Source organism: Undibacterium sp. TJN25 (assembly GCF_049339885.1).
In the GTDB taxonomy this organism is placed as follows: Bacteria; Pseudomonadota; Gammaproteobacteria; order Burkholderiales; family Burkholderiaceae_D; genus Undibacterium.
On record NZ_JBMPPM010000006.1, the window covers coordinates 312,997 to 334,813 of the forward strand.

A 21,817-nucleotide genomic window follows, 5' to 3' on the forward strand; every position below is an offset into this window, starting at 1 on the left:
ATTTTATAGCCAACAGGAAAAATTTGCCATAATTTAATGCTCCACGTGGGAGCAAGGATATGGATGCTGTATGCTAAAATAGATAGGTAGCCTACCAATTTATATCAACCATGACCAATCCCAAAGCCTCGCCGGTTTCCGACGAAGCGCTGGCCGTTGCTGACGGCTTGCGCGTGGCGCTGTACCGGCTGTTCCGGCAGATCAAGCGCGAGAGTGCGGAAATTAATTCCGGCATCTCTCCCTTGCAAAACTTGTTGCTGTCCCTGATCAATGAGCGCCCAGGCATTGGCGTCGGTGAACTAGCCAGCCTGGAGAAGCTGCGCGGGCCTACCGTCAGCGGCCATATTAAAAACCTGCTGGCAGCGGGGATGGTGGCCCGCGCCGCGCCGGACAAGGAAGACCGCCGGCGCGTAGGTTTGCTGCTGACCGACAAGGGCCGCGAAACGCTGGAGGCATTGCGTGAGCGCCGCCGCGACTGGCTGGCGCGCCAGCTGGACGGTCTTTCCCCCGATTCCCTGGCCGCTATCCGCAAAGCGATCGGCCCCTTGAGTGAGCTAGGCAAATGAGTACACCGACACCGCAATCCGTAACCGGCAGTGCAACTGCCTCTGGCGTTCCTGCCACACCTGGCATCCCCGCTGCACCGGCGGCGACCGCGAAGGAAATCCGCGTCATCTATTTCGGCCTGATGGTCGTGATGGGGCTGGGCGCGATGGACCAGAGCATCGTGGCCACGGCATTGCCGCGCATTGTCAGCGACCTGGGCGGCATCACGCATTTGTCCTGGGTGGTGACGGCCTATGTGCTGGCTTCCACCAGCACGATGCCGCTGTACGGCAAGCTGAGCGACCAGTACGGCCGCAAGCCTTTGCTGTATTTCGCCATCATCACTTTCCTGGTGGGCTCGGCGCTGTGCGGCATGGCGCAAAGCCTGACGCAGCTGATCATCTTTCGCGCGATCCAGGGCATAGGCGCAGGCGGCTTCTTGCCGCTGACGCAGATCATCATCGGCGACCTGGTGCCGCCGGCGCAGCGCGGCCGCAGGCAGGGTGCGATTGCCGCCGTGTTTGCGGCGTGCAGCGTCATCGGCCCGCTGCTGGGTGGCGTCATTACCGATCTGCTGTCTTGGCACTGGATCTTTTACGTCAACGTGCCGTTCGGCGCAGCAGCGCTGGCCATCATCGCCAGGGCCATGCGCAGGCCGCATCACAACCATGCGCACCGCATAGATTATCTGGGCTCGGTGCTGCTGACGACATGCACAACGGCATTCCTGCTGGTGCTGGCCCTGGGCGGCACCGAGTGGGCCTGGGATTCACCGCAGGTATCCGGCGTGTCCTTGCTGGCGACGGTGCTGGGCGTGATCTTTGTATGGCATGTGCGGCGCGTGCCGGAGCCGGTGTTGCCACTGGATTTATTTGAGAACAAGCTTTTCCTGATCGCCTGCATCGTCATGTCGCTGACCTTCATGGGCCTGCTGGGCGCCAGCATTTTTTTCCCGCTGTTCTTCCAGGTGGTGATGGGCGTCAGCCCTGCGCACTCGGGTTTGCTGACGGGGCCGCTGATGATAGGCGTGGTCATTTCTTCCGTCGTCAACGGCAGGGTGATGGCGCGTTCCGGGCGCTACAAGCCGGCGCAGGTTGGTGGCCTGGCGCTGGCGGTGGTGGCATTCGGTACGCTGGCCTGGGGCATAGAGACAGCGCAGGGTTTCGGCGTGATCGAACCTGCGATCTTCCTGCTCGGCCTGGGGCTGGGCTTGGTGATGCCCAACATGACGATCGCCGTGCAGAACGCATTGCCGGCAACCCGGCGCGGTGTGGGCACGGCAATGCTGGCCTTTTTCCGCTCGCTTGGCGGTCTGATCGGCGTTACCGGTTCCGGCGCCATCCTGGCGCGGCAACTGCACATGAATGCGGGCAACGGCCGCGCGGCATTGGCCAATATCAGTACGCAGAGCATTGCTGCACTGGGGCCGCAGGCCCAGGCCCATGCGATCTCTGTGTACCGGCATGCAATTGCGATCAACTTCACTGCCGGTGTGGTGATCGTCGCGGTGGCGCTGGTGGCATTGCTGTTCCTGCCGGAGATTCCGTTAGCGGGGCATCCGGCCGCGGCGCCGAAGCCGGAGTCGGGAAACTGACGTTCGCTCAGAAGAAAGGCAGCCGCAAGGCTGCCTTTCTTCTTTTTGCCAAGGGCGGATATCAGGCCATGGTCTGCACAGTGCCGCCTTCTGCACGGATTGCCGCGCCATTGATAATGGCGGCACGGTCGCTGGCGAGGAAGGCAACCACGTTCGCAACTTCCGCCGGCTTGGCCAGCCGGGCGATCAGCGATGTCGGTTTGTTTTTATCAATGAACTTGCGCTCTGCGTCCGCATACGGCAGATCTGGGTTGACCGATTTGATGAAGCCTTTCAGGTTGTCTGTTTCTGTCGGACCAGGCAGCACGGAATTGACGGTGACGGCGGTGCCCTTGGTCAGTTCGGCCAGGCTGCGAGAAATCGACAGTTGCGTGGCCTTGCTGGCGCTGTAGTGCGCCATCGATGGCATAGGCGTCAGCGCTACTTCACTGGAAATAAAAATCACACGCCCTTGGCCGCGTTCCAGCATGCCCTTCATATAGGTACGCGCCAGGCGTACGCCGCTCCATACGTTGACATCAAACATGTGCTGCCAGTCTGCATCCTCGGTGCTGAAAAAGTCGCTGAGCGCGTAAGTGCCGAGGTTGTTGATCAGGATATCCACGGCAGGGTAAGCTGCAGCGGCAATTTTCTCTCCGCCGGCAACACCCATGTCTGCGACCAGCGGTAACGCGCGGCCTGGGCCGTATTTGTCATTCAGCGCATCTGTTGCGCGTTTTACCACGCCTTCGCTGCGGCCATTGATGATGACGGTAGCGCCATCTTCCAGCAATTGTTGTGCGATGGCATACCCTATGCCGGAAGTGGAGGCGCTGACCAGCGCTGTTTTGCCGTTGAGATTCAGGTTCATGATGATTCCCTTGTTTGATGATTGATTGATAGGTTGGAGGCTGGTGAAGCGTTGCTTGCCTGTGAACCTAGTATGGATCTGAACCCGCTCTTTAATAAGGCCATCTAATGGAATATAATTTTTGAAAAAAATTCATCAATGTCACCAATGTCATCAACGTTACCAATGGCGGAATCATGGATAGTCGTAGTGGTGAAATGCTGGTGTTTGCCAAGGTGGTGGAAGCGGGCAGTTTTTCGGCGGCGGGCACGCTGCTGGATTTGTCGCCCTCCGCAGTCAGCAAGCTGATTACGCGTATTGAAGAGCGGTTGGGCGTGCTGCTGTTCCAGCGTTCGACCCGGCAACTGGTCGTCACCACGGAGGGCAGGAATTTCTACGAAAGCTGCATCCGCATCCTGGACGATATCGAAGAAGCGGAACAAGGCATTGCCGGAGGCAAAGTTGCACCGCATGGCGTGCTGCGCGTCAATGTATCGGTGCCGTTCGGCACGCATCAGCTGATTCCGGTATTGCCCGAGTTTTCACAACGTTATCCGGAAATTACGCTGGATCTGTCGCTGACAGATGCGCTGGTTGATCTGCAGCGCGAACGCATCGATGTTGCCATCCGCATGGGGCCGCTGGCAGATGCCAGTTTTCGCGCGCGCCTGCTGGGCGAAAGCCGGCGTGCGGTGATCGCGGCGCCGGCTTATCTGGCAGCACACGGCCATCCGGCAACGCCGGAGGAACTCGTCCGGCATCGCTGCTTCAATTTCAATTTCCGGCGCACGCTGGACGAATGGCCCTTCCGCCTCAACGGGCAGATCGTGCATCTGGCGGTGCGCGGCGGCATGCTGACCAATAACGGCGAAAGCATGCGCCAGCTGACCTTGCAGGGCATGGGCATCGGCCGTCTTGCGCTATTCCATGTCGCTCGCGATATCGAGGCCGGGCGCCTGGTGGAGTTGCTGCCCGAATACAACGCCGGCGATGTCGAGGAAATCAATGCAATCTTTCTTAACCAGCGCTTCATGCCGCAGAGGGTGCGGGTATTTATCGATTTCCTTGTGGAACGCCTGGGGCCTGCGCTGAAACATGCCTAGAGCCGGATAACTGCCCAGGCAAGTGGGAGCGGGGCGCATCATCACCGGGCAGAATGGCGTGTAATATTGGTGCAGGATGGGGCCGGGAGCGCCGGTTCTTTGGACTTGACACTGAGGATGATGTTCGTCATCATCGTTCGCAAGCTTGGGCGCCTCATTCGTAGTGGCGTGCGGCATGTAGCGGACAAAAGCTAAAGGAAGAGACATGATGAAGGCATCCCACGAAGTTTTATCTCCCGGCTTTTCCGTCGCAGAGATGCGCCGCTTCGGCAGGGCGGCAATATTGCTCGTTTTTGCCTGGGTCGCTGTGTTGCTCCAGGGCTGCGCTTCCTTGCCCAAGGTGGAGAGGGTGCCGTCTGCCGCCATTCCCGCGAGCCAGAACGAGGAACTGGGCCGCATTGCCGTGCAAAGCATGCGGGGGGATGCCGACGCCGGCGTTCGGCCCTTGCCGCTCAGCGTATTTTCCATGGATGCGCGGCTGACGCTGGTGCGCCACGCGCAGGCGACGCTGGACCTGCAATACTATCTGCTGCAAAACGATGTCACGGGCCACAAGCTACTGCGGGAAGTGCGCGACGCCGCATTGCGCGGCGTCCGGGTGCGCATCCTGGTGGACGATCTCTACACGTCCGACAATGACTTGATGCTGATGGAGCTTTCCGCCTACCCGAACATTGAGATCCGCCTGTTTAATCCTTTTCCTACCGGGCGTGCCTACGCGTTTACCCGCTGGCTGTTCGCCGCCGGCGACTTTGCCCGCGTCAACCACCGCATGCACAACAAGATGCTGATTGCCGACGGCGCGTTTGCCGTGGCCGGTGGGCGCAATATCGCTGACGAATATTTCTTCAGCAGCAAGGGCGGTAATTTTGTGGATTTCGATCTGCTGATCACAGGGGATGCCGTGCCGCGCATGGCTGCCATTTTTGATACCTACTGGAACAGCGAGCGCGTCTTCCCGCTGCATGCGCTGGAAACGACCCGGCAGACGCCGCAGGCCCTGCGCGACGAATTTGAACGGCTGACCTCGGATGCCATCAGCGCCTATCCGGTGCTGCCGGCCGACAAGCCGGATATTCTCGGTTATCTGCCGCTCAGCAGGGACATGCAGCATCCGCCGCTGAAACTGCTTTACGGTGACATCAATGTCTTTGCCGACGATCCGGAAAAAGTGACAGGCCGCGCCGAGGCGGGGGATGACAGCACCACCGTGACCGCACGCGTGGGCAAGGCAATGGCTACTGCGAGGTCGGAGGTGGTCGTGAGTTCGCCTTACTTCATTCCCGGCAAACTGGGCATGGATGAAATAAAATTTGCCACCGATCATGGCGTGCATATCAAGGTCATGACCAACTCCCTGGCGTCCAATGACGAACCCTTTGCCAGCGCTGCCTATGGCCACTACCGGGTGCCGATGCTGAAAATGGGCGTTGAGCTCTATGAGATCGATTCCGCCCAATTGAAAAACGATCCGCTGATTGGCAGCGCGCTTGGTGCGAGCACAGGCCGCTCTCATTCCAAGCTGATCGTCATCGACCGCAAGACCGTGTTTGTCGGCTCCATGAATATGGATTTTCGTTCCTCACGCCTGAATACGGAGCTGGGCATGCTGGTGAATTCGCCGGAATTGGCGGAAGTGATCATGGAGCTGGCCAAAAGGGTTGCCAACGGCAGTTATCGCCTGCAGCTGAAAGAACCGGGCGACCACCTGCAATGGGTCGCCACCAAGGACGGCGTGGAAAAAATCTACGATGAAGAGCCCGCAGTCGATTTCGGTACGCGTCTGCAGCTGCTGTTTGTTTTTCCGTTTATCAGTGAGAGCCTGCTGTAGCAGGGTGGCGGCGCAAGGCAGGCAGATCTTGAACGTAGGGCATCGAGTCATTGCGGTCCAGAACGTAAAATCATTACCTCTTTTGTGCCCCCTTCTTGGGGATAATTCATTTTCAATCACTTAAACCAGGGTGTGTCCGTATGCGCCGTGAAAAACTGTTGACAACAGGTTTCCATGGAAACTAAAATTCGTTTCCATGGAAACCAAAAAAGAATCGATCAACATGAGTACGACCAGACGACAACCCGATAGAGTCAGCGACCTTGAGGAGCACTTGGGTTTTTGGCTTCGTTATGTTTCAAATCATGTGTCCGAGGGCTTCATCAAGCGTTTGGATGCGCATGGAATATCCGGGACTGAGTGGGTGGCTCTTCGCACGCTCTATGGGCGGAGTACTACTACGCATTCGACGCTGATCAAGGCCCTGGGTATGACCAAGGGCGCGGCTTCCAAGGTCATCACGCGCCTGGAACGGAAGGGGCTTGCTCACCGGCGTCCTGTCGAGGTAGATGGTCGCGAACAGCAACTGGAGCTGACGACCGAGGGGATGAACCTGGTGCCAACGCTCGCAGCTCTCGCGGACGAAAATGACGCACACTTTTTTGGGCACCTCTCGCAAGAGGAGAGGGCCGCGCTCATAGCTCAAATGAAAGACATCGTGAACCGGCGAATGCTGAAACAAATTCCCACTAAATGAATCTAATCCACAAGGACTATCTATGAATCAAGAAATTATTGCAGCTATTCACGAAACCTATGCGGCTTCGAGCGACGGTAAGCTTCATTTCGGCCAGGTTGTCGGCCAATTAATACAGGCGGGCGTAGAGGCTTACCACGTTGATTACCGGGGGCGACGCGCAACCTACTACCTGCCTGATGGCCAAGCGCATACCATCGAGACAGGTGGACCGGAATTGCAGATACCTGAGGCGTTCGACCCGGACGCATTGGTCAGGGCGATTCGCGGAGCCCAGGCAGGCAATGTGAAATACCCCGAGTTCAAACTGCTATCCCAGGCGGCCGGTTGCGTCAGCTACACGGTCTGGATTTCCGGCCGTCATGTCATCTACTTTGGTCGCCGTGGCGAAAGCCATATTGAGAAATTCCCTGATCGTCCCGAATAAAACGGGAAGGACGCGATGAATCTCAATTCGCTTCTGTCTGGAAATAAGCCAGGAACATATCCACGATGGTGCTCACCACCGCTGCCTGTCGGTCTTCAGCCAATGGCCCCTGGCCCATCGCAATCTGCGGCCAGAATGCAAACGTCTTTAGTTGTCCTTGCAGTAGCATGGCGGCAAATTCCGGGTCTGCCGGTTTCAGCTTGCCGTCTGCCTGCGCGGCGCGTATCCATACCGTGACGCCTTCTTCGCGCTTGCCTATGCGCGACAGCATTTCCACCGCGCGTTCCGGCGAATGGATGGCCGCCGCAATCGCTACCCTGGCCAAATCCATGAAATGGGCGTCGCTCATCATGCGCATTTTCTGCTGCATCAGTTCCAGCAGCTGCTCGCGCAGCGGCCGCGCCGCACTGTAGCTGAGTTCGCTCATGGCCGCGCTGCTTTCCCAGAGTTGCTGCAGGATGGCTGCAAACAGGTCGTCCTTGCTGGGGAAGTGGTTATACACGGTGCGTTTGGATACATCGGCCGTGGCGGCGATCTTGTCCATGCTGGTGGCTTCATAGCCGCTGGCGCGGAATTCGGCAATGGCGGCCTGCAATATGGCTTCGCGCTTGCGGTCGGTGAGGCGGGGCGGATTGGTCATGGAAATGCATTCGGTTCAGATGCAAATATTTTACACTGATTAGTTTACTTTTTGCGGGTTTGGTACTACACTTCGTTAAAACTACACTGTGTAGTGTAATTTCAATATAAGAAGTCCGATTTCATCCCTGACCCGCAGGAACCACCATGGCTACCGATACCTTCAGCACCGGCACTAAATTCCGCTTTCCGCACCCATCATTGCGGACAGACGGCAAATTCCAGAACCGCGCGCCTCGGCACAAGCCGGGCTTGGCTAAAAGCCTGAAACTGATCTGGCGCTTCATGTTCGACAAGCCGGCCAATACCGTGCCGGCCTTGCCGATACCGGTGCAGGCGTTGAGCAAGGCGGAACTGCTGTCAGCGCCCGACCGTTCACTGTACCGCCTCGGCCATTCAACGATGCTGCTGAAGCTGCGCGGCGAATTCTGGCTGACCGACCCGGTGTTTTCCGAGCGCGCGTCGCCGTTCCAGTGGGCAGGACCCAAGCGTTTCCATCAGCCGCCGATCAGCATTGCCGATCTCCCACCCATCAAGGGCGTGATCCTGTCGCATGACCATTACGACCACCTGGACCACGCGGCCATCCTGCAGCTGAACGACAAGGTCGAGCATTTCATTACGCCGCTGCGCGTCGGCGATACGCTGGTCAAGTGGGGTATTCCCGCGGCAAAGGTAAGGCAGCTGGACTGGTGGCAATCCGTGACGATAGACGGCCTGCAACTGGTGGCGACGCCTTCACAGCATTTCTCAGGGCGCGGCCTGTTCGATGGCAACAGCACTCTGTGGGCTTCATGGGTGATCCTGGATGACGATATGCGCGTATTCTTCAGCGGCGATACCGGCTACTTCGACGGCTTCAAGACCATAGGCGATACGTACGGCCCCTTCGATGTCACGCTGGTGGAAACCGGCGCCTATGGCGCTGAATGGCCGGACATCCACATGCAGCCCGAGCAGACCTTGCAGGCCCACCTGGATTTGCGCGGCAAGACGCTGGTGCCCATTCACAACGGCACCTTCGACCTGGCGATGCATCCGTGGCACGAACCGTTTGACCGCATTGTCGAGCTGGCGCGTCAAAATGGCGTGACGCTGAGCACGCCGCAGATGGGTGAACAGCTGGATCTGGCGCAGCCGCAGGCGGGCCGGCACTGGTGGCAGCTGGCTGAGTAAACCAGGGAAGAAACACAAAACATCAAAAGGCCGTTTCGAAAACGGCCTTAATCATTTACCGACTTCCTGCTCCAGGAATTCCCACACGCCAGGGTCCGACATCGCGGCGATATTGATGCGCATGCGGGTAGATGGCAACTGGTTCGGCGAGAACAGGCTGCCCGGCGCCAGCAGGAAGCCCTGTTCCATCGCTTTCTCCGTCAGTGCGTTGGTATCGCAGCCGGTGTCGGTCCACAGGAACATGCCGGCCGGCGTGCGGTAGTCCACTTTCATGCCCAGGTTTTCCACGCGCTTGGTAATGTCGTCCCTGACTGAATCGAGCTTGACCCGGATGCGGTCCACATGCTTGCGGTAATGGCCTTCCGATAAAATTTTATACACAACGCGCTCGCCGATTTCCGTTGTCGTCAGTGTGGACAGCATCTTTCTGTCGGATAGCCGTATCGCCATCTGGTGCGACGTGGCGATAAAGCCGACGCGCAGGTTGGCAGCCAGCGTCTTGGAAAATCCGCCCAGGTAGATGACCCGGTTCAACTGGTCCAGCGCGGCGATGCGGGTAGCCGCCTGCACGGCGGTGCCGGGGTGCATGTCGCAATACACGTCGTCTTCCACGATCATGAAATCATGTTCTTCGGCCGTCTTCAGCACCTGGAAAGCCTTGGCCGCGGACAGCGACGTGGACGTGGGGTTATGCATGACCGAGTTGATGATGTAAAGCTTGGGTTTGTGCACGACGGCCAGCTCAGCCAGCTTGGCCACGTCCGGGCCGTCGTGCAGGCGCGGTATGCCGATGACCTTGGCGCCGAAGATCGCAAACGAGCCGAACATCAGGAACCAAGCCGGATCATCGACAAAGATGGTGTCGCCCGGCTGCGTGAACTCGCGCGCAACCAGATCCAGTGCCTGCGTGACGCCGGTCGTCATGACGATCTGCTCCGGCGCGGCGGCGATTTCCAGTTCTGCGAGCTTCAGCTGCAATTGCTGGCGCAACGGCAGGAAGCCTTGCGGCGTGCCATAGTGCAGCAGCAGGTTCTGGTTCAGGCGGCTGATGGAGCGCAGGCCGTTGGCGACCAGTTCGCCGTCCAGCCAGTCATGCGGCAAAACGCCCGAGCCAGGCATCTTGTGCGCCGGCAACTGGCGAAACATGTTGCGGACCAGCCACACCACATCCAGCTGCTGTCCGGAAGGCGTGTGCTGCACGGCGCCGCCGTTGCTGATCATTTGCGCCCGTTCACGCACAAAGAAGCCGGAACCGCGCCGCGATTCCAGGTAGCCTTTCGCCACCAGCCTGTCATAGGCTTCCACCACGGTGAAGCGCGACACGTCCTGCTCGTCGGCAAACTGCCGTATGGACGGCATGCGCGCGCCGGTACGCAGCAACTTGTCGTCGATGCGGGAGGCGACCGAGCGCACGATCTGCTCGACCAGCGAGCCGCCGGATTCGCGCGAAATGAGTGGATTGCTGGATTGCATGGCCTGGATCCTATCAAGGCAAATTAACTGTACTGGGGAAAACGCCACTACAGTGTGTGAATTATCGCTTTTACTGTACTGGTACTGTACAGGTGATGTGAATTAGGATAGCACAAACAGTTCGCTCATTCGCAAGGTGGCTCCATGAAAAAAATCAATGCAAAAGACTCCCTGATCCTGTCCGCGGGAGAACTCGTCTCGGTCAGCGTGGATGTCATGCTGAAGCTGAGCATTGATTGCGGCCGCGTGTGGGTGACGCAGGAGGGCGACGAATACGATTACTGGCTGCAGGCCGGCGATACCTTGATCCTGCATCCTTTACGGCATATCGTGGTGGAGGCGGACGGTTTGTTCAGCCGCATGGACCTGCTGCCCTGCATCTTCAGCGAGCGCAACCTGCCTTCCGACCGTTACACCGCAACCGCCTGAAGGGACGTGTCATGACATTTACCTTGCCCGGCAAGGCCGAACTGGAAAGCGCCGCCCGGATCGTGTATGCAGCGATGCCGCCGACACCGCAATACCAGTGGCAGCAGATTTCCGATGCGCTAGGCGCGGAGATGTGGATCAAGCATGAAAACCATACACCGGTCGGCGCCTTCAAGGTGCGCGGCGGCCTGGTGTACATGCATGAACTGCAACGCCGCCTGCCGCAGGTAAAGGGAGTGATCTCCGCTACCCGCGGCAATCACGGCCAGTCGGTTGCGTTTGCAGTGCGCCGCTGCGGGCTGAGCGCGACCATCGTCGTCCCGCATGGCAACAGCAAGGAGCAGAATGCGGCGATGCGGGCGCTGGGTGCGAACCTGATCGAGTACGGCAGTGAATTCCAGGAGAGCAGGGAATACGCGATCGCGCTGGCGGAGGAACAGCGGCTGCACATGATCCCGTCATTCCATGGCGATCTGGTGCGTGGCGTCGCAACTTACTGGACGGAGCTGTTTACCGCGCAGCCGGAACTGGATGTGGTGTATGTGCCCATTGGCCAGGGCTCGGGATTCTGCGCGGCCATCGCGGCCCGCAATGCGCTTGGCCTGTCTACCCGCGTTATTGGCGTGGTGTCCAGCCATGCGCTGGGCTACCAATTATCTTTCGAGCAAAAACGCAAAATCGAATCGCCAGTCAGCACGCAGATTGCGGACGGCCTGGCCTGCCGCGTACCGGACGACGCTTCGCTGCAGGTAGTGCTGGACTATGCAGAGGATATCGTCGCGGTCAGCGACGAGGAAATCAAGGCAGCCATGCGGCTGCTGTTCAAGGCGACACACAATGTCGTTGAAGGGGCCGGCGCATCGGCGCTGGCGGCAGCGATACAGGCAGGCGGAGCGATCCGCGGCTTGAAGGTCGGTGTGCCGGCCAGCGGCGGCAATGTCGATCACATGGTGTTTGCAGATGTTTTGCAGGGCTGACGCTTCTTGCAGAAATGAGTCACCCGGCCATACGTTAATTCAGAGCTAAAACTAAAACAAGGAAGTAGAACATGCACGGTGCGGAAATATTTGCCTTTCTGGCGTTTGCCTTCATAGGCTGCTTTACCCCGGGGCCGAATGTCGCCATTGCGGCGACGACCGGCGTCAACCACGGCATGCGCGCGGCACTGCCGCAGGTGGCCGGCGTGCCTATCGGCTTTGTGGTGATGATGTGGGTGGTCGGCATGGGCGGCATGGCAGTGTTGCAGGGTAATGAGCATCTGCTGCTGGTAATGAAAATCGCCGGTAATGCCTATCTGCTGTACCTGGCGTGGAAGTTGTGCTTTTCCAGCAAACTGTCCAACGCCGGCACCATCAAGCCGCTGAGCCTGCAGCAGGCGGCGATGTTCCAGATCGTCAACCCCAAATCCTGGATGACCCTGGTTGCAGCGACTTCCACGTATGCGATAGGCCATGAAGATTTTTTTACCCGCATGATCTGGATGAGCCTGGGCTTTGCCGCCATCAGCGCGGCCAGCCTGGTGGCCTGGGCCTGGATGGGACAGTCGCTGCGCACCTGGCTGCTGGTCGGCAGGCGCCTGCGCATCTTCAATCTGTGCATGGGTATTTCGCTGGCGCTGACGGCGGTGTGGATGTTTTTCCTTTGAGGTAAAGGGGGAAAACTAGCCTGGAAGGAGCGGAGCGCAATCCGGGGGTAATGTACCGCGCTGTATGTGGCGCCGTGTTTGAATACTGACGATGCGTAGATTACTCCCGGATTGCGCTGCGCTTCATCCGGGTTACTTGTGCAGTTCATTTAACTATTTGGAAAAGGCATCATGCAGGCAGATCAGGCCCGACAGAAAGAGGAGAAAGACGAAGCAACCGGCATGTGGCTGGGTGCCGTCGGCGTGGCCATTTTCAGCCTGACCTTGCCGTTTACACGGATGGCGGTTGCAGAGCTGAATCCTGTGTTCGTGGCGCTGGGCAGGGCCGTAGTGGCGGGAGCGATTTCTGCGATGCTGCTGTACAAATTGCGCGCTGCCTTTCCAAACAGGGCACAACTGAAAGCCCTGCTGATCACGGCGCTGGGCGTGGTGGTCGGCTTTCCTGTGTTTTCATCGGTGGCCATGCGCTATGTGCCGGCGTCGCACGGCGCCATTGTGCTCGGTATCTTGCCGCTGGCGACTGCGCTGTTTGCCGCGCTGCGCTTTCATGAGCGGCCTTCGCCGGGTTTCTGGATCATGGCCTTGCTGGGCAGCGGGCTGGTAGTGGTATTTGCATTGCAGCAGGGCGGCGGCAGTTTCCACCTGGCCGACCTGGCGCTATTTGCCGCGGTGATTGCAGCGGCCATGGGGTATGCCGAAGGCGGCCGCCTGTCGCAAAGCATGGGCGGCCAGCAGGTGATTTCGTGGGCGCTGGTGCTGGCAATGCCGGTACTGTTGCCGGTAACGGTATGGCTGGGCTGGCATTACGGTGTGCAGGCTTCGCCGCGCGCGTGGATGGGGTTTGCCTATGTCTCGCTGTTTTCAATGTTTATCGGTTTTTTCTTCTGGTACAAGGGGCTGGCGATGGGCGGGATTGCGCGCGTGGGCCAGGTGCAACTGATCCAGCCTTTCCTCAGCCTGCTGGGCGCCGCCGTGATCCTGGGCGAAGCGCTCAGCATCAACAACATCGGTTTCGCCGTGGCGGTGATCGTGGTAGTGGGCATAGGGCGGCGCATGAACATTCAGCGGCGGACTTGAGAAAATAACTGCAAACACCGAATTAAATCAGTGCGATGCGGGATATTTAGGGGTGTTAATCATGGCTTCACGGTCGTACAATACGTAATTCGCCTCCTGATGGTCGCAACTCTGTCAAGAAGCTTGCCTTGCAACTAACATTTTTGGAATAGCCATGTCTTTTTACGAAAAACTGAAAGCACTGAACATTGAATTGCCAGCTGTCGCGGCGCCCGCTGCAGCGTATGTGATGTTTGTGCAGACAGGCAACACCGTTTTCCTATCCGGCCATATTGCAAAAAAAGACGGCAAGGTATGGGTAGGCCAGCTGGGTAAAAACATTACTACCGAAGAAGGGCAACAAGCAGCGCGCGCAGTGGCTATCGACCTGATGGCAACCCTGCAGGCGGCATGCGGCGGCGACCTGAACCGCGTCAAGCGCATTGTCAAGCTGATGAGCCTGGTCAATTCCACCGGCGATTTCACCGAGCAGCATCTGGTGACCAATGGCGCGTCGGAACTGATCGGCGAAGTATTCGGCGAACAAGGCAAGCATGCGCGCTCCGCTTTCGGCGTAGCGCAGATCCCCTTGGGCGCCTGCGTGGAAATTGAACTGATTGCAGAGATAGAATAATCCAGCCGGCAGAGCAGCCGGTGCAGCGGGCCGCAACAACATGCACGCCCCAGCATGCGCCGGACTGGCCTGAGCCGTTTTTTAAAGACTTCCTGGAATGACCATGAAACTCGAAAACCCTAGCCCCATACAGTGGAAATTTTCCCATCGCGCCGAACAGCTGCAAAGCTCCGCGATCCGCGAAATCCTGAAGATCACGATGCGCCCGGAAGTCATTTCTTTTGCCGGCGGCCTGCCTTCGCCTGAAACCTTCCCGGTAGACCGCATGCGCGCCGCATTCGATGCGGTGCTGACCCGTTCCGGCAAGGTGGCCCTGCAGTACGGCCCGACCGACGGTTATGCGCCCTTGCGCGAATTCATCGCCGACTCCCTGTCCACCGACGGCGCCAAGATCCTGCCCGAGCAGGTGATGATGGTGTCCGGTTCGCAGCAAGGCCTGGATCTGCTAGGCAAGGTATTGATCGACGAGGGTAGCAAAGTGCTGGTGGAAACACCAAGCTACCTGGGCGCATTGCAGGCCTTCTCCGTGTACCAGCCTACGTTTGAATCGGTGGACATGGATGAACACGGCCTGGTGCCTGCCTCCGTTGCGGCCAAAGGCGCCGGCGCACGCCTGCTGTACGCGCTGCCGAATTTCCAGAACCCGACCGGCCGTACGCTGTCGGTAGAGCGTCGTTATGAACTGGTGGATATCTGCGCCCGGCTGGGTGTGCCGCTGGTGGAAGATAATCCATACGGCGACCTGTGCTACACCGGCGAACCGCTGCCGAAGATGCTGACGATGAATCCGGGCGGCGTGATCTACATGGGCTCGTTTTCCAAGGTGCTGACACCGGGCATACGCCTGGGGTATGTCGTCGGCCCCGTGCCGCTGATCCGTAAGCTGGAACAGGCCAAGCAGGCAACTGACCTGCATACGTCGCAGCTGACGCAGATGGTCGTGCATGAAGTCATCAAGGATGGTTTCCTCAACGAACATATTCCGACTATCCGCGACCTGTATTCCAAGCAGTGCGCCGCGATGCTGGAAGCGCTGGGCAAATATTTCCCTGCAGGCGTGACGTGGACGCGTCCTGAAGGCGGCATGTTCATCTGGGTGACCTTGCCCAAGCACATTGACGCCAACCAGCTGCTGGCGGCGGCAATCGAGCAAAACGTTGCCTTTGTTCCCGGCGGCCCGTTCTATGCGAACGAAGCAGAGACCAATACGCTGCGTCTGAGTTTTGTGACTGTGCCACCGGCCAAGATCAATGAAGGCGTGGAAAAACTGGGCAAGCTGATCAAGGCCAAGCTGTAATCCTTGAATATTGACTGAAGTCTGAAGACGGGTTTGCTGCAAGCGGCAAACCCGTTTTTTTATTCATCGTCGTGCGTCTGGTGGTGTTCGCTGGCGCCGCTTCTCCAGTAGCTTGCCGCATGCACCTGGCTTTTGTCCATGCCGCGTTGCTGCACCAGATAGTTGCGCACCGCAAGTACGGTGTTCAGTTCTGCGGCAACCCATGCGTAGCCTTCCCCTTGCGGCAACTGCAATTCTTTCAGCGCTGCCAGGAACAATTCCGTCGTATCCCCAGTGCTCTGGTCGAGCCAGATGATCTGGGTGTGCGCCTCGCTGTCCAGCGCCATTTTTTCACTGGCGTCCGCGATAGCGATGATGGCGATCGCCCGGGTCTGCGCAGGCAGTTCTTCCAGGCGGCGCGCGATGGCCGGCAGCGCCGTCTGGTCGCCTGCCAGCAGATACCAGTCATAATCCGCCGGTACGATCATCGAGCCGCGCGGGCCGCCTACGCCCAGCGTCATGCCGGGTTTGGCTCTTGCCGCCCAGCTTGCCGCAGGTCCGTCGCCATGCAGCATGAAATCGATGTCCAGTTGCTGGCCGACGGGATCGTAGCGGCGCGGCGTATAGTTACGGGCGATCGGCTTTTGCGGAAGGCCCTCGGTAATGATGCCTTGCTGCCCCAAAGCCGGCAGGACAGGCTGGTCTGAGCCCGGGGGCGGGAAGAACAGCTTGACGTGATCGTCATGCGCGGCCGATACAAAGCCCTCCAGGTCATCGCCGGTGAGGGTGACGCGCAGCATGTGCGAGGTCAGCAATTCTGTGCGCAATACCGTCAGCACGCGCATTTTTAAGGGATGGCGCACGCGTTCCACACGGTGCTGCCGGCTAGTGGTTTCTGTCATGTTGCTGGTTCTTTCTGTCGGATTCTTCAGACTTCATCGACGATATCGTGGGCCGCCTGTTCCAGGATCGCGGAGACGCGTTCGGCCTCGGCGGCGGTCCAGCTTCCCTTGCGTAGCAGCAGCGCATGTTTCAACGTATGCATGGACTGCATCACGCGCTCCGGCAGGGATTGCTTGGCCTGTACCCGCGCCAGCAAGTCCAGCCTTGCCAATACGCCGTCTACCTGGGCGCGGTTATCCGCCAGATAGGTGCGGCCGGCATCGGTGATGGAGTAACGCTTTTTACCGCCGGTGGCCGTACTTTCTTCTGACTGCACCAGATCCTGCTCTTCCAGTAGTGTCAGCGTAGGATAGATGGCGCCGGGGCTGGGCGCGTAGGCGCCGCCGCAGCGTTCTTCTATGGCCTTGATGACTTCGTAGCCGTGACGCGGGGCGATTTCTATCAATGCGAGTACGATCAGCGGCAGGTCGCCGCGGCCGAACACGCGTTCCGCGCGGTCGCCTCGTCCACGTCCGTGCCCATGGCCGCCACGCATGCGCTCGCCGCCGGCATCATCGCCGAAAGGATCGTGATGTCCCGCAAAATAATAATGGCCCTGATGTTCTTCATGGTGATGGTGATGGCCATGGCCATCCCGATGATGATGTGAATTTCTCATGATTTCCTTATGCGTCTGTTTCGATATGCTTGAAAAGTAATTAAAGAATAATCTAAAGACTAAATTAAAGAATAATTTAAAGATATATCTTTAACTGTTACTCATGATATATCTTAAGCCGCCGATGTCAAGTTTATTTTGCGAGGGCGAACGGGCAAGGAGGGTATGGAGGGGGGCGGGGAACAGGCCAGCTTGAGAGGGGATACATACCCCAGGTCAAGCCGACCTGGGGTAGCACTAGACGGCTTTGATCAGACCAAGTTGCTGCAGGGCGCTTACGCCATCGTCAAGGCCCAGCTCTTCAACGATCTTGCCGTCTTTCAGGCGTAGCACGGTTGTACCGGTGAAGCGCATGGCGCGGCCGGTTGCCGCAGGCAGCGAGCCGATCAGAAAATCGCTGAATGCCGGCCCGGTGTGCGTGCCACCGCCTACCCAGCGGCCAACGACATAGTCGCCTTCGGCGATCAGTTCGGCGGCGCCGGCGAAAGCCAGGTCTGGAAACGCTGCGCGAAAGTCGCCCATGAATGCCTTGATATCGGCGCGGCCGCGGCGCGGTTCATGCAGCGAGTACTGCAGCAGCATGTCGGGAGCCGCGAGTTCATCGACCACGGAAGGGTTATAAGCAGAACCCCAGAACTCCGTGAACCAGCGGCCTACGGTGGCTTTGTTGTCGTCTTCTTTTGACATGATAAATTCCTTGATAAAGTCCGTTGAAAAAGAGAAGCAGGATGCATCTCTTAGCCGGGACAATACCAAGTGGATGCCTGCGCGGCGCTCCGTTTCTTGCTGCGCAATCGCCTCGCCTCGCTCGATCGTGCAGGCAATTGAAACTTGCGAATAAGAATTCACATACGCCGACAACGGCGGTATTGAGAAATGTGCGGGCGGCTTACTGCTTTAAACCCAGCAGGCCCTCGCTGCGGATAAATTCAATAATTGTCGCTACGCCGTCGCCGCTCTTCAGGTTGGTAAAGACAAAAGGCCGGTCACCGCGCATGCGTTTTGCATCCTGTGCCATGATGTCCAGGTTGGCGCCGACATAAGGTGCAAGGTCGGTCTTGTTGATGATCAGCAGGTCGGAGCGGGTAATGCCGGGGCCGCCCTTGCGCGGGATTTTTTCGCCGCCGGCGACGTCGATGACGTAGATGGTCAGGTCGGATAATTCGGGGCTGAAGGTGGCTGCCAGATTGTCGCCGCCGGATTCCACGAGGATCAGGTCCAGGTTGGGGAAGTCGGCGCACATGCGGGAAATCGCTTCCAGGTTGATCGATGCATCCTCGCGTATCGCCGTGTGCGGGCAGCCGCCGGTTTCCACGCCCATCAGTCGTTCTGCCGGCAGTGCATCGGCGCGCAGCAGGATTTCCATGTCTTCCTTGGTATAGATGTCGTTGGTGATGACGGCCATGTCGTAATGGTCGCGCATCTGCTTGCACAGCATTTCGCACAGGGCCGTCTTGCCGGAACCTACCGGGCCGCCTATGCCTACGCGCAATGGATTGGATGTTGTCGTCATTTTCTTCTCTCGATATTTGTGGGATGTCAGGACCGGTAAAGCCGGCTGTACTGTACTTCGTGCTGCATGGACAGCAGCGACAGGCCGGGTGACCAGTTGGATAATTCGGTATCTGCCAGGGTTTGCGCGGTAACGGCGGCGGCCTCCAGTTCCGGCCGCATGCTCAGCAGCAGGCGCTGGCCGGCAACCTGGCCCAGCGGCACCGATTTTACGCAGACCAGCACCTGGTTCTCTGCCCACGAGAAGAGCATGCCCAGTAGCGCTGCTTCGGCAGGCACGTCCAGTGCGACAGCGGCACAAGCGAGTGCCGTGGGCAAGGGCACCTCGGGCAGCTGTTGCAGGCAGGCCAGCAGGCCGGCATCGCTGATGTTCAGGTCGGCAACCAGTTTACCCAGCGAGTAGCCCATCTGTATGGTCTCGGCGCGAAACTCGGCTGTGTCGCGCGCGGCGATAAAACGTTCGGTCCAGTCCAGCACGGCCTGGCGGTCGCGCGCGGCAAATGCGTGCAGCAGGCGCCATAAGATCGGCGCCTCGAAATGCGCAACCACGTGCTGCAGCTGGTCCGTGATCCATGGCCTGGCGTCTGCTTCGGTTTTGACCATGCCTTTTTCTATCGCGCTTTCCAGGCCTTGCGAATAGCTGTACGCGCCTATCGGCAGCGACGGGCTGGACAGTTGCAACAGGTGCAGCAGGGATGCGGCGGCTAGCATGCGTATTTCCCGTGCTCGTTATTGTTTGTCGGATGGCCGGTGTATTTTCTGGCGCAATGGTATGGGCGCCAGCGGATTGTGCGGATGGCCGTCATCGCCATGATGGTGCCCGCCGCCGTAGGCGCCGGCTTCCGGCTCAAATGCCGCCAGCTCTTCGGCCACGGTAGCTCCCAGGCCTTCCAGCATTTCTTTCAGTACATTGTCCTTGCGGATACGCAGAAAGCCGTCGCCGACCTGCGCCTGTGTGTGGCGATTGCCCAGGTGGAAGGCGCAGCGCAGCAGTTCGCGCGCGCTGGCGCACACCACGCGGTAGGTCGGCTCGGATGCAGCAACGATCCTGACGACAAAGCCGTCTTCCGAGGAAATCAGTTCGCCGTCGCGCAGTACGCTGCCGCGCACCGTCAGCACGGCAACGTCTTCGCCGGAACTGAGGCTGGCGCGGAAGCGGCTTTTTTCCCGCAGATGGAAAGGGAGGGTCAACTGATCGTGAATTTCGGGGGCATTATCCAGTTTTGTGTGCAGCGTACGCATAGGTCTCCAGGGCGTTCAATCGTTCTTACTTGGCTAGCATGTTCCATGCCAAAATGGCCGGCTGGCATTGTCGTGCCAACTGCGTTGAGCCAAATCACAAGCAATTGTAATATTTGCACGTGCCCCATGCGAGCCTGTACTAAAATATAAATCAATCCGCGCTCCACCCCTTTCTTGAGGCTTACAATGAAAAAACAACTCCTTATGGTCTCTCTGGTGCTGGCGTGTATGGGCGCTGCCCATGCACAGGACCTGACGCCAAAACAGCAATATGCAGCCGAGAGCAAACGCGCGTCGGCGCGCTATGCCGATGACAAGAAGCTGTGTTCGGAAGAGTCGAGCTCCGGCGCGCGCATGCAATGCCTGCGCGACGCAAAGGCAGAATACGACAGGTCGCTGGCCGGCGCCAAGGCTGCCTTGAACGAGGCCCAGCGCCGCCCGGGGCAGAATGAACCGACAGGCATCTGCCGCGATTGCGGCAAGGTCGTAGCCGTCAATGTCAGCGAAAAAGATGGCGAGGGCAGCCCGCTGGGCCTGATTGCCGGCGGTGTTGCCGGTGCAGTGCTCGGCCATCAGGTGGGCAGTGGCACGGGCCGCGACCTGGCAACCATCGCCGGCGCTGCGGGTGGCGCTTATGCGGGACGCAAGGTAGAGCAAAAAGTAAAATCGTCCAAAGTATGGGCGGTGACCGTGCAATATGAGGACGGCAACAAGGCCAGTTTTAATTTTGATCATGATCCCGGCTTGCAGGCCGGCGACCGTGTCCGCAACTCGGGCAACAGCATCATCAGGCGCTGAATTTCTCAGGCTACGCCGCGGTCCTGGGCAAGTGCGGCGGGAGCCGCTACTGAACGCAAACGGGCAAAGAATCACAAGGACCTTGCCCGTCTGTCCTCACGAACCCGCCTCTGCGTTATTCCCCATCGATAATAGGGATTTTCTCCTACACCGGTTTGCGCTCCGTGCCTGTGGGACATTCGCGTTGCTGGACGCATGATGAATGCCAGAAGCCATGCATGTGATGTGTGCTAGTCGAGGGCTGTGCTTGTCGTTTGTATGCACCGGCAGCGTTGAGGGAGCCATGGTGTTTATTTGCCAATTGCATTTACCGGAATGGCAGGAGGCGGGTGACAAATGTACGCTTTTGTTTCCATACGCGCTTATAGTCGGCGATTTTGTTTCCATAGCACCACTATATTCTTGCAAATAGATCCCGCTGTCACTACACTAAAGATCAAAATTCCACCGATACGGGAGTAGGTTTGCTGTGCACTTAATTCGCCCCCACGCATATCTGCGACTCGTAACCGCTTACCACCTTGCTTTACTTGCCCTGCTGGGAGCCGCATTTAGCCTGGTTTCCGGAGTGGCCACCGCCGCAGATGACACTGCCTGCAAACACCTGATCGCCACCGGCAATCCTGAATACCCTCCCTATCTGTGGCGCGACCCGGACAATGAAAGCAGGCTGATCGGCGCCAATGCCGACCTGATGCAAATGCTGGCGAAGGAAATCGGCGTAACGATAGAAGTCAGGTACACCGGCCCTTGGGCCCGCGTGCAGGAAGAGGTCAAGCTGGGCCGCGCCGACCTGATCGCCGGCGCTTTTTTTACCGTGCCCCGGCTGGAATACATGGATTATTTTTATCCGGCCTTCCGCGAAACCAGGACGGTGATCTGGACTAAAAATAACAGTACTCTCAACTTCAGGAAGTGGAGCGATCTGGTCGGCAAGCAGGGCATGACGGTGATCAACAACAGCTTCGGCGAAGAGTTTGACCGCTATGCGAAGGAGTCCCTGAAAATATCCACCGTGCCCAGCCTGGAGCAGGCGCTGAAGATGCTGAGCCTGTCCCGCACCGACTACCTGATCTATGAAGAAGATCCTGGCCTGGCCTATGTCGCCAAGATGAACATCGCCGGCGTCAAGACCGCGCCGACTGCGGTCACGAATGAAAACCTGTATCTTACCTTGTCTCACAAATCCGCCTGCAATAGCGGCGAGATGCGCGGCCGGATCGCGAAAGCCATTTACAAGCTGACCCGGCTGAACGTCATGAACAAGCTGATAGAAACAAATATCCAGCTTTGGCGCAAGCAATCGAAGTAAGGCCGCACGCGCTGGGCACGAAATTTCAGCCGATTGC

The 21,817-nt window shown here is 58.6% G+C and carries 24 protein-coding genes; 15 read left to right on the plus strand and 9 right to left on the minus strand.

The genetic code is table 11. The features are described from left to right. Window positions 1-110: 110 nt before the first annotated feature. Window positions 111-566 (plus strand): MarR family winged helix-turn-helix transcriptional regulator, encoded by a 456-nt coding sequence (locus ACO0LO_RS17080; protein ID WP_422965579.1) that lies wholly within the window; start codon window positions 111-113, stop codon window positions 564-566. Continuing rightward, on the plus strand, window positions 563-2,140 hold the full coding sequence (locus ACO0LO_RS17085) for an MDR family MFS transporter (protein WP_422965581.1): 1,578 nt from the start codon (window positions 563-565) through the stop codon (window positions 2,138-2,140). Before ACO0LO_RS17080 ends, ACO0LO_RS17085 begins: the two co-directional genes overlap by 4 nt. Window positions 2,141-2,201: 61 nt before the next feature. Here the strand turns inward: ACO0LO_RS17085 and ACO0LO_RS17090 are convergent, their stop codons facing one another. After that, on the minus strand, window positions 2,202-2,990 hold the full coding sequence (locus ACO0LO_RS17090; protein WP_422965583.1) for an SDR family NAD(P)-dependent oxidoreductase: 789 nt from the start codon (window positions 2,988-2,990) through the stop codon (window positions 2,202-2,204). A 176-nt stretch (window positions 2,991-3,166) separates the two neighbouring features. On the opposite strand from ACO0LO_RS17090, the gene ACO0LO_RS17095 reads away from it, so the two are divergent. From ACO0LO_RS17095 to ACO0LO_RS17110, 4 genes are all read left to right on the plus strand, one after another. Continuing rightward, a complete protein-coding gene (locus ACO0LO_RS17095; RefSeq protein ID WP_422965585.1) occupies window positions 3,167-4,072 on the plus strand; it encodes a LysR family transcriptional regulator in 906 nt (301 codons plus the stop codon). A 205-nt stretch (window positions 4,073-4,277) separates the two neighbouring features. Then, window positions 4,278-5,903, plus strand: a complete 1,626-nt coding sequence (locus ACO0LO_RS17100; RefSeq protein ID WP_422965587.1) for a phospholipase D family protein — start codon at window positions 4,278-4,280, stop codon at window positions 5,901-5,903. A 196-nt stretch (window positions 5,904-6,099) separates the two neighbouring features. After that, window positions 6,100-6,600 (plus strand): MarR family winged helix-turn-helix transcriptional regulator, encoded by a 501-nt coding sequence (locus ACO0LO_RS17105; protein WP_422965589.1) that lies wholly within the window; start codon window positions 6,100-6,102, stop codon window positions 6,598-6,600. 22 nt (window positions 6,601-6,622) lie between these two features. Then, window positions 6,623-7,027, plus strand: coding sequence for a DUF1398 domain-containing protein (locus ACO0LO_RS17110; RefSeq protein ID WP_422965590.1), 405 nt, complete (start codon window positions 6,623-6,625; stop codon window positions 7,025-7,027). Window positions 7,028-7,049: 22 nt separating this feature from the next. Here the strand turns inward: ACO0LO_RS17110 and ACO0LO_RS17115 are convergent, their stop codons facing one another. Beyond that, entirely contained in the window at window positions 7,050-7,667 is a 618-nt protein-coding gene (locus ACO0LO_RS17115; RefSeq protein WP_422965592.1) for a TetR/AcrR family transcriptional regulator, read from the minus strand. 146 nt (window positions 7,668-7,813) lie between these two features. On the opposite strand from ACO0LO_RS17115, the gene ACO0LO_RS17120 reads away from it, so the two are divergent. Next, the gene (locus tag ACO0LO_RS17120; RefSeq protein WP_422965594.1) at window positions 7,814-8,842 is read left to right on the plus strand and encodes an MBL fold metallo-hydrolase; all 1,029 of its coding nucleotides are present in this window, start codon (window positions 7,814-7,816) and stop codon (window positions 8,840-8,842) included. A gap of 51 nt (window positions 8,843-8,893) precedes the next feature. On the opposite strand, the gene ACO0LO_RS17125 is transcribed toward ACO0LO_RS17120, so the two are convergent. After that, window positions 8,894-10,315 carry a PLP-dependent aminotransferase family protein gene (locus ACO0LO_RS17125; protein ID WP_422965596.1) on the minus strand — a complete coding sequence of 474 codons (1,422 nt, stop codon included), beginning with the start codon at window positions 10,313-10,315 and terminating at the stop codon, window positions 8,894-8,896. 144 nt (window positions 10,316-10,459) lie between these two features. On the opposite strand from ACO0LO_RS17125, the gene ACO0LO_RS17130 reads away from it, so the two are divergent. From ACO0LO_RS17130 to ACO0LO_RS17155, 6 genes are all read left to right on the plus strand, one after another. Next, a complete protein-coding gene (locus ACO0LO_RS17130; RefSeq protein WP_422965598.1) occupies window positions 10,460-10,744 on the plus strand; it encodes a DUF2917 domain-containing protein in 285 nt (94 codons plus the stop codon). Between the two features lie 11 nt (window positions 10,745-10,755). Next, window positions 10,756-11,721, plus strand: coding sequence for a threonine dehydratase (locus ACO0LO_RS17135; protein ID WP_422965600.1), 966 nt, complete (start codon window positions 10,756-10,758; stop codon window positions 11,719-11,721). Between the two features lie 71 nt (window positions 11,722-11,792). Next, window positions 11,793-12,389 (plus strand): LysE family translocator, encoded by a 597-nt coding sequence (locus ACO0LO_RS17140; protein WP_422965602.1) that lies wholly within the window; start codon window positions 11,793-11,795, stop codon window positions 12,387-12,389. Between the two features lie 171 nt (window positions 12,390-12,560). Next, a complete protein-coding gene (locus tag ACO0LO_RS17145; protein WP_422965603.1) occupies window positions 12,561-13,466 on the plus strand; it encodes a DMT family transporter in 906 nt (301 codons plus the stop codon). 154 nt (window positions 13,467-13,620) lie between these two features. After that, the gene (locus ACO0LO_RS17150; protein ID WP_422965605.1) at window positions 13,621-14,079 is read left to right on the plus strand and encodes a RidA family protein; all 459 of its coding nucleotides are present in this window, start codon (window positions 13,621-13,623) and stop codon (window positions 14,077-14,079) included. A 103-nt stretch (window positions 14,080-14,182) separates the two neighbouring features. Beyond that, complete coding sequence (locus tag ACO0LO_RS17155) at window positions 14,183-15,376, plus strand: PLP-dependent aminotransferase family protein (RefSeq protein WP_422965607.1); 1,194 nt, start codon at window positions 14,183-14,185, stop codon at window positions 15,374-15,376. A gap of 59 nt (window positions 15,377-15,435) precedes the next feature. Here the strand turns inward: ACO0LO_RS17155 and ACO0LO_RS17160 are convergent, their stop codons facing one another. The 6 genes from ACO0LO_RS17160 to ureE form a co-directional block, all read right to left on the minus strand. Beyond that, window positions 15,436-16,257 (minus strand): siderophore-interacting protein, encoded by an 822-nt coding sequence (locus ACO0LO_RS17160; RefSeq protein ID WP_422965608.1) that lies wholly within the window; start codon window positions 16,255-16,257, stop codon window positions 15,436-15,438. 26 nt (window positions 16,258-16,283) lie between these two features. Further along, a complete protein-coding gene (locus tag ACO0LO_RS17165) occupies window positions 16,284-16,916 on the minus strand; it encodes a PadR family transcriptional regulator (RefSeq protein ID WP_422965610.1) in 633 nt (210 codons plus the stop codon). 237 nt (window positions 16,917-17,153) lie between these two features. Next, window positions 17,154-17,603, minus strand: a complete 450-nt coding sequence (locus ACO0LO_RS17170) for an ester cyclase (RefSeq protein ID WP_422965612.1) — start codon at window positions 17,601-17,603, stop codon at window positions 17,154-17,156. 202 nt (window positions 17,604-17,805) lie between these two features. Then, window positions 17,806-18,429 (minus strand): urease accessory protein UreG, encoded by a 624-nt coding sequence (gene ureG, locus ACO0LO_RS17175; protein ID WP_422965614.1) that lies wholly within the window; start codon window positions 18,427-18,429, stop codon window positions 17,806-17,808. Between the two features lie 26 nt (window positions 18,430-18,455). Beyond that, window positions 18,456-19,139, minus strand: a complete 684-nt coding sequence (locus tag ACO0LO_RS17180) for an urease accessory protein UreF (RefSeq protein WP_422965616.1) — start codon at window positions 19,137-19,139, stop codon at window positions 18,456-18,458. A gap of 18 nt (window positions 19,140-19,157) precedes the next feature. Then, a complete protein-coding gene (ureE, locus tag ACO0LO_RS17185; RefSeq protein ID WP_422965618.1) occupies window positions 19,158-19,670 on the minus strand; it encodes an urease accessory protein UreE in 513 nt (170 codons plus the stop codon). A 186-nt stretch (window positions 19,671-19,856) separates the two neighbouring features. On the opposite strand from ureE, the gene ACO0LO_RS17190 reads away from it, so the two are divergent. After that, window positions 19,857-20,468, plus strand: coding sequence for a glycine zipper 2TM domain-containing protein (locus tag ACO0LO_RS17190; protein WP_422965620.1), 612 nt, complete (start codon window positions 19,857-19,859; stop codon window positions 20,466-20,468). A 568-nt stretch (window positions 20,469-21,036) separates the two neighbouring features. After that, window positions 21,037-21,780 (plus strand): substrate-binding periplasmic protein, encoded by a 744-nt coding sequence (locus tag ACO0LO_RS17195; RefSeq protein WP_422965622.1) that lies wholly within the window; start codon window positions 21,037-21,039, stop codon window positions 21,778-21,780. Window positions 21,781-21,817: the final 37 nt, after the last annotated feature.

Bases quoted from the DNA above. Each gene is read 5' to 3' on its own strand.
- ACO0LO_RS17080 (WP_422965579.1), top strand. From the start codon at position 111: ATGACCAATCCCAAAGCCTCGCCGGTTTCCGACGAAGCGCTGGCCGTT.
- ACO0LO_RS17085 (WP_422965581.1), top strand. From the start codon at position 563: ATGAGTACACCGACACCGCAATCCGTAACCGGCAGTGCAACTGCCTCT.
- ACO0LO_RS17090 (WP_422965583.1), bottom strand. From the start codon at position 2,990: ATGAACCTGAATCTCAACGGCAAAACAGCGCTGGTCAGCGCCTCCACT.
- ACO0LO_RS17095 (WP_422965585.1), top strand. From the start codon at position 3,167: ATGGATAGTCGTAGTGGTGAAATGCTGGTGTTTGCCAAGGTGGTGGAA.
- ACO0LO_RS17100 (WP_422965587.1), top strand. From the start codon at position 4,278: ATGATGAAGGCATCCCACGAAGTTTTATCTCCCGGCTTTTCCGTCGCA.
- ACO0LO_RS17105 (WP_422965589.1), top strand. From the start codon at position 6,100: ATGGAAACCAAAAAAGAATCGATCAACATGAGTACGACCAGACGACAA.
- ACO0LO_RS17110 (WP_422965590.1), top strand. From the start codon at position 6,623: ATGAATCAAGAAATTATTGCAGCTATTCACGAAACCTATGCGGCTTCG.
- ACO0LO_RS17115 (WP_422965592.1), bottom strand. From the start codon at position 7,667: ATGACCAATCCGCCCCGCCTCACCGACCGCAAGCGCGAAGCCATATTG.
- ACO0LO_RS17120 (WP_422965594.1), top strand. From the start codon at position 7,814: ATGGCTACCGATACCTTCAGCACCGGCACTAAATTCCGCTTTCCGCAC.
- ACO0LO_RS17125 (WP_422965596.1), bottom strand. From the start codon at position 10,315: ATGCAATCCAGCAATCCACTCATTTCGCGCGAATCCGGCGGCTCGCTG.
- ACO0LO_RS17130 (WP_422965598.1), top strand. From the start codon at position 10,460: ATGAAAAAAATCAATGCAAAAGACTCCCTGATCCTGTCCGCGGGAGAA.
- ACO0LO_RS17135 (WP_422965600.1), top strand. From the start codon at position 10,756: ATGACATTTACCTTGCCCGGCAAGGCCGAACTGGAAAGCGCCGCCCGG.
- ACO0LO_RS17140 (WP_422965602.1), top strand. From the start codon at position 11,793: ATGCACGGTGCGGAAATATTTGCCTTTCTGGCGTTTGCCTTCATAGGC.
- ACO0LO_RS17145 (WP_422965603.1), top strand. From the start codon at position 12,561: ATGCAGGCAGATCAGGCCCGACAGAAAGAGGAGAAAGACGAAGCAACC.
- ACO0LO_RS17150 (WP_422965605.1), top strand. From the start codon at position 13,621: ATGTCTTTTTACGAAAAACTGAAAGCACTGAACATTGAATTGCCAGCT.
- ACO0LO_RS17155 (WP_422965607.1), top strand. From the start codon at position 14,183: ATGAAACTCGAAAACCCTAGCCCCATACAGTGGAAATTTTCCCATCGC.
- ACO0LO_RS17160 (WP_422965608.1), bottom strand. From the start codon at position 16,257: ATGACAGAAACCACTAGCCGGCAGCACCGTGTGGAACGCGTGCGCCAT.
- ACO0LO_RS17165 (WP_422965610.1), bottom strand. From the start codon at position 16,916: ATGAGAAATTCACATCATCATCGGGATGGCCATGGCCATCACCATCAC.
- ACO0LO_RS17170 (WP_422965612.1), bottom strand. From the start codon at position 17,603: ATGTCAAAAGAAGACGACAACAAAGCCACCGTAGGCCGCTGGTTCACG.
- ureG (WP_422965614.1), bottom strand. From the start codon at position 18,429: ATGACGACAACATCCAATCCATTGCGCGTAGGCATAGGCGGCCCGGTA.
- ACO0LO_RS17180 (WP_422965616.1), bottom strand. From the start codon at position 19,139: ATGCTAGCCGCCGCATCCCTGCTGCACCTGTTGCAACTGTCCAGCCCG.
- ureE (WP_422965618.1), bottom strand. From the start codon at position 19,670: ATGCGTACGCTGCACACAAAACTGGATAATGCCCCCGAAATTCACGAT.
- ACO0LO_RS17190 (WP_422965620.1), top strand. From the start codon at position 19,857: ATGAAAAAACAACTCCTTATGGTCTCTCTGGTGCTGGCGTGTATGGGC.